This window comes from Streptomyces sp. a15, assembly GCF_059026085.1.
On sequence record NZ_JBWLKM010000175.1, the window covers coordinates 1 to 6280 of the forward strand.

The window sequence follows — 6280 nt, forward strand, 5'->3', positions numbered from 1 at the left end:
GGTCCAGGGAGCGGGACTGCAGGGCAGCCGCGACGGTGTCGACGATTGAGGTGAACCCCAGAAGGCCGACCGTTGTCGGGTTGTCGTCCCACAGTTGCAGCTCACTCATCGTGCCCCCCGGCAAGCTCGTCCTCTTTCACCGCCTTGCCCTCGTCCGGCCCGGCCAGTCGGGGAAGCGTCACCGCGGGAGCGGCCTCGGGTGATCGAGCACAAGAGCTCAGTGCCCGACTACTGCACCGTTCTCGTCGCTGGCATCATGCTTAGCACAGCGCTGATGCAGTCTCAGGGAGCGACACACCGACCAGGCGTCGCGGCGGCCGCTCGCATCCTGTCGCCGTCGACGGAGATGCGGCCTGCTGGCCGCCGTGAATCGGGCGGGCGGTAGGAGCTGTGGACACGGTGCTGGGTGGGGCCGGCTAGCGCCGACTGCCGCCAGGCTGGTGGCGCCGTGGCCGATGATGGTGTGTATGCGGCATGCCTCATCGACGAGTCCATCTCAGTACGCCAAAGCGCCGGCCAGGCTGCACACGCTGGTGTCGCCGCAGACGGTTCCGCTGCCCGTCCATACGAGCGAGCAGCTCCTGCCGCTGGAGCATCTGGCCTGGGAGAATTTCGAGCGGCTGTGCCTGAAGCGGGCGGTGGAGCGCGGGACGGTCGAGGATTCCGCCGATCATGCCGGTGGCGACAGCGCCACCGGGCGCATGAGCGCCTACGACGCCCGGGCGCAGGGAAGCCTGTACGGCACTCAGGGCCAGGATCAGCAGGGCATCGATCTGTATGTCCGTTTGCCGGACGGCTCAGCCGAAAGCGACTCCGATCCCGAGCGCGTCTACCTGAGTCTGCAGTCACGGCGGGTGAAGTCGCTGACCGCCAGCCAGCTCAAGGAGGCCGTCACTGACTTCCTGGACGGCACGTGGGCTGCGGTCAGCCGGGTCTTCGTTTACGCCACCAGTCTGTCGGCCGTCCCTCAAAAAACCGCCGACGAGGTGGTGAAGCAACGTGAGCGGCTGGCGGAGGAGGGCATCTCCTTCGAGGTGTGGGATGCGGAGTATCTGTCGGACTGGCTGAAGCAACGCCCGCACGTCGTCCATGACTTCTTCGGCCGCGCGTGGGTGGAGGAGCTGTTCGGGCCCGAGCAGGTTGCCTCGTTGGTGACCCGGCTCGATGCCGTGCAGGTTGCCGCTCTCCGTGAACAGCTGGGTTCTTTCTACGCCACTTTCTTCGCCCACACCGACTCCGGTGCGATCGCCCTGCAGCACGCACAGGCTCAGCCGGACCTGCAGCAGCGGTTCGTTCTTCCCGACGTGTTCCCGGTCCGCCGGCTGGGCCGCTGGCCGGCCCAGCCGGCAACCCCCGAGGCGATCTCCTCCGAGGTGTCTCCCACGGCCTGGTATCGCAGGGCGCAGGCGTCCGCCTTCGGCCACCGCCCGGGGGAAACGGAGACGGCGCTCACGGCGCCTGGTGCCTACGACGGGGAGCAGCCGGTGGCCGTCAGCGCCGCCTCCCCGGCGGTGACCGGGGAGGCAACCGGGATCCGCACCAGCGCAGACGTCTGGCTGGCCGGAGCACGACGCCATGTCCTGGTCGGGGAACCTGGCTCGGGCAAGAGCAGTCTGCTGCGTTTTGCCCTGCTGGACCTGTTCGCCGATTCTCCCGCTCTGCCGCGCTGGACCGAGCAGTTCGGTAACCGTCTTCCCTTGTGGGTTCCCTTCCATTTCTTCACCCGCCGGCTGGCGCACTACGACGGTGCCGAGGCATCGCTGGCAGCGACATTGCGGGCCTGGCTGGAGCAGTACGACGTCGGACATCTGTGGCCGCTGGTGGAAAGGGCGCTGGCCGATGAGCGGCTGCTGCTGGTCATCGACGGCCTGGATGAGTGGGTGAGCGAGAGCGCGGCGCGCAAAGCTCTCACCGCGCTGGAGACCTTTCTGGACCAGCGCCAGCTGCCCGCGGTGGCCGCCACCCGCCCCTACGGCTTGTCGCGGCTCCAGCCGACGGGGGTGTGGCAGTACGCCTCGCTGGCCCCACTCTCGCTGCGCCAGCAGCGAGAGGTGGCTGGTCATTGGCTGGGTTCTGCCGCGAACGGCAGCACGGAGGCCGAGGCGTTCGTCAAGGAACTGTCCGGCGTACGTGATCTTCGCCATCTCGCCCGGATTCCGCTGTTCCTGATCCTGCTGACCGGCATGAGGCTGGCGGGAGCTCCGCTGCCGACCAGGCGGTTCGAGGTATACGGGAGCGCCATTGACCATCTGCTGAGTGAGCATCCCGCGCGGCGCGGCACAGCGGCGGGCATCACCGCGGAGCCCGGCGCACTGCACCCGGACGACATTCGTCAGGTCCTGGCTCACGTGGCGCTGGCCCACCAACTGCGCGGTGACGTCCAGGCCGTGTCCGAGCACAGTGTCCGCTCGGACATCATCAGCGCCTTGCGCGACCCGGGTCATCTCGCCCTGGATACGGCCGCTGCCGCCGCACAGGCAAGGGGGTTCGTCGACATCGCCGAGGGACAGCTCGGTGTGCTGGTCCGGCACGGCCCGCGCGAGATCGGCTTCCTGCACCGGGTCCTGCTGGAGCAGCTGGCCGCCGAACAGGCCGCCCAGCAGTGGTCCTTTGCAGACCTGCGCGCCCTGTTCGAGGAGCGCGCTCAGGATCCACGCTGGCACGAGGTACTGCTGGCCGTCCTGTGGCAGCTGAAGCGCACCGAGGAGATCCGCCAGCTGGTCCAGGACCTCGCCGACCAAGCGGCCGGACCGGAACCGGCCTCGCTGGCCGTGCGGGAACTGTGGGCGCAGGCCGTCTTCGGCGGGAACCGCCTGCCTGTCCCCCAGGCCCGTCGTCACGCAGCCACGATCATGGAAGTGATCGACAACCACCCCCTCGTCGGACATCAGCAGCGGCTGCTGTCCGCGTGTGTGGCCGGGCTGGACGATCCAGCAGTGGGCGGTGATCTAGTGCCGCGGCTGTCCCGTTGGGTGCTGGCCGTCCAGCCGTTGCCGCCTCAGGTGTTCCACCGGCTGGGGCAGGTGATCGGCGACCAGGAGCTGACCGAGCCGGTCTGGCCGCTGCTGGTGGCGGCACTGAGGTCGCAGGACGTGCACACCGCGCGGGCGGCCGCCCGCGCGCTCGCCGCCCGATATGGTGCCCGGGCAGGCCAGGAGCAGGTGGTGCAAGCGATGCTGGCGGCGATGCGCCGTGCTGTCACCGCCGATCATGCAGCGGTGATCCTGCACGGGCTGCTGCTGGGCTGGCCCCACGACGACCGCGTCACAGCTGCTGCGGCAGCAGCCCGGCAGCAGCCCGTGCAGGGGCTGCGGCTGACTGCCCTGGCTGCCGTCCTGGGCGTCCTGCCCGGACAGGAGGCAACCCGCCGCGGGGCGGACGGCCCGCGGCCGCCCGCCCTGACGGCCGACGAACGCGCCTGGCTGGTCAGCCGGCTGGCCAGCGAGGACATCACCGATGACATGTGGACGTCCTTGCTCGTCTCCGTCATCGCGGCCTGCCTGGGTGAGGCTCCTGACGAGGCCGAGCAGGTACGTGACACCTGCCTGTCGATCGTGTCCGGTCGACGCCCCGGCTCAGGCGCCCGGGGCTTGGCGTGGGGCGTGCTGCTGCTGGCCTGCGCCCAGGAAGCGGCCGTCATCGACTACATCACCAGCACGTTGGTGAATGATCCGCACCAGATCCGGTTCCTGGGCATTGGAGCGCTCGCCCATACCTACCCCGATGAGCCCGCCGTGGCCACCGCGGTCGAGGAGCTCCTGCGACGCGATCCGAAAGCCTTCCTGGACTTCGAGCTCCCTTTCCTGACTGCCCTGGACCGGGGGCCGGTGCTGCGCTCCGTGCTGCTGAGGGAGCTGCAGCACAGCAGTGTCCCGCACTGGGCGGCCGATGCGCTGGCCGAACACTGGGATCACGACGCCGAGGTGCAGCAGGCCCTGCGCACCGTGCTGAACGGGGAGGCAGGCCGGGCTTCGCTGGTGGCCAATGCGGCGGTTCGTGTCCTGGGTGCCCAGCCGGCGCAGGAGCGGCTCCTTGCCCTTCTCAGCACACCGCCACCGGCAGACAGCCGCTTCCGCAAGGAGATCGTCGTCCAGGCGCTGCTGGAAAGCTGCCAACAGCAGTCACTCACCTCGGGGCCGGTAGCCGAGCAGATCGCCCAGACGTGCCTGGACGCACTGCACACACCCGCAAACGAATACGAGTTCTCTGCCGAAGCCTCAGTCGTTGCTGCTCTACCGGCAACGACCGCTGCCCGCACGCGCGCCCGCAGCATGCTGCAAAGACCGCAGAGTCCCCTGGCCGCGCTCCTGGCCGGCTACGGCAACGACCCTGACGCTCTCCAACAGGTCCTGGGCCGCCTGTACGCCGCCCACCCGCCCCTGCCCACCGCCGCCCGCCTGCATCTGTGCACCCTGCTGCGGGACCACCCCGGCGACAGCGCCCTCATCCGCCGGCTGACTGCCCTTTGGCCGGACGAGCCGAACGACCTGGTCCGCTCCGCCGCCTCTGCAGCCTTCCACACTCATCTGCTGCGTGACCGCGACCGCGGTGCCCTTCCCGATTCCGATTGGCAGCAAGCACGCGGCGTGATCCGCGAGGCGGCCGCAGGCCTCGGCCACGACAACTGGGCACGTCGGCGGGCCGCATGGCTCGGCGCCCTGCTGACTGACCAGCTCAACCTGCTGGACGACCTCGCCGAACACGACGGGCGCCCCGCCCGGCTGCCCCTGGGTGAGCTCCTCGCCATCGACCTCGACCTGCTCGTGCTCGGCGAGATCGCCGACCACTGGCCCGCCCTGCGTACCCACTTCGGCGACGCCCTCCTCAAACGCCTCACCGGCAGCATGCTCTCTGGCCACGCCGACACGGCCTGGGAGTACCTCGCGCTGGTCGCCGACCGCCACCCACAGCTCGCGCAGGACCTGGCCGCAGCCGTCGCCGCACACCCCAGCCTCCTCACCCACGACTCCGTGCTGGCCTGGTACTCCCACGTCCACCGCGGGGAGCCGCAACTGCTGGACGTTCTGATCGCCAATCTCCATGAGGGCGGCCATCGACGACGGGCTGTCGCCCCCATGCTCCTGGCCGACCCCCTCGGCCTCGGCCTCGACGCCGCGACGGTGCGCCGCGCGCTGCACAGCGAACTGGACAGCCGCCCCAGCAGCTACTACCCACCGCCCTCGTCCGGCGCGTTCCTCGCCCTGATCGCCGGGTTTCCCGACGATGCAGCCGTCACCGACACGTGGGAGGCACTCCAGCGTAAGCGTGCCCTGCACGGGCAGATCGAGGTGGATGTGTCGGTCTACTACCCCCTGGCATGCGCGGCCATCGAGGCCACCGGCTTCGTAGACCAGGTGTCCCACGACAGCGCATGGATCTCCAGCCACTTCACCAAAGCCGTCGACCCGCCGTTCGCCCAGGCAGTCATCCGCCGCTTGGAGCGTGACCCCGAAGCGCGCGTTCGGGTCGAAGCAGCCATCACCAGCACGGACACCTCAGACGCCTGGGCCGCCCAACTCTCCTCCCTTTACAGCGCGGCCACGGCTCTGACCCCAGACATCGCGGACGACCTGCACACGCGGCTGCACCGACAGCAAGACCTTCTTCTGCCCGACGCCGTGCATGACTTCGTCACCGCCACGGATGTCTCGGTCCCCGCTCTCCTGCTGCGCATCCTGCAGTCAGGAACAGGGCGATGACACGCCATCCGCCCATCCGGCGCCGCCCAGACGACCGCCGATGCGGGCATGAATGCGGCGGCTGACGCCGTTCGGGCCGGGACCGCGGTTGCGAGCGTGCCGCCGCCGCCCATCGCGCCAGCCGGAGAGGTGACGTGCCGGCATCACGACAACGGGCTCTGCCAAGGGGGGATGACGCCTTCACATCACGCAGCGGTGCGTACATTCCGCAGCAGTGCGGCGGTCATCGCCAGGAGCGTCTCGGCCTCGGCCCGGTCGTATGCGAAGTCCCTGGTGACCGCGTCATTGTGCAGAGCGCCGCACGTCTGGCTGTACAGGGCGTCCTGGATCCGCCACCACCGCTCGGTCTGGCTGCACTGGCTGGGGGCCTTCCTGCCGGGGTTGTCCCAGCCCGCGTTCTCCCGGACCCATTCCAGTGCCCGCCTGATCTGCAGGATGGACGCCGGGATCTCGCCCATGGTCAGCAGACGCTGTGCCTCTCGCAGGGTCCGGCCGACCTCGTCCCTCTCCGGGTCGCCGAGCGGATACGGTACGGCCATCTCGAACGCCGCGGACGGCCCCAGCTGCGCGAGCTGCTGTTC

At 69.6% G+C, this 6280-nt stretch carries 2 protein-coding genes; one reads left to right on the top strand and one right to left on the bottom strand.

Features of this window, described 5'->3' with window-relative positions; all coding sequences use genetic code 11:
* Positions 1–533: 533 nt before the first annotated feature.
* Positions 534–5699: an NACHT domain-containing protein gene (locus AC5P09_RS51020; protein WP_493880482.1), complete on the top strand. Its 5166-nt coding sequence runs from the start codon at positions 534–536 to the stop codon at positions 5697–5699.
* Between the two features lie 185 nt (positions 5700–5884).
* On the opposite strand, the gene AC5P09_RS51025 is transcribed toward AC5P09_RS51020, so the two are convergent.
* A partial coding sequence (locus tag AC5P09_RS51025; RefSeq protein ID WP_493880483.1) for a hypothetical protein occupies positions 5885–6280 on the bottom strand: 396 nt, incomplete at its 5' end.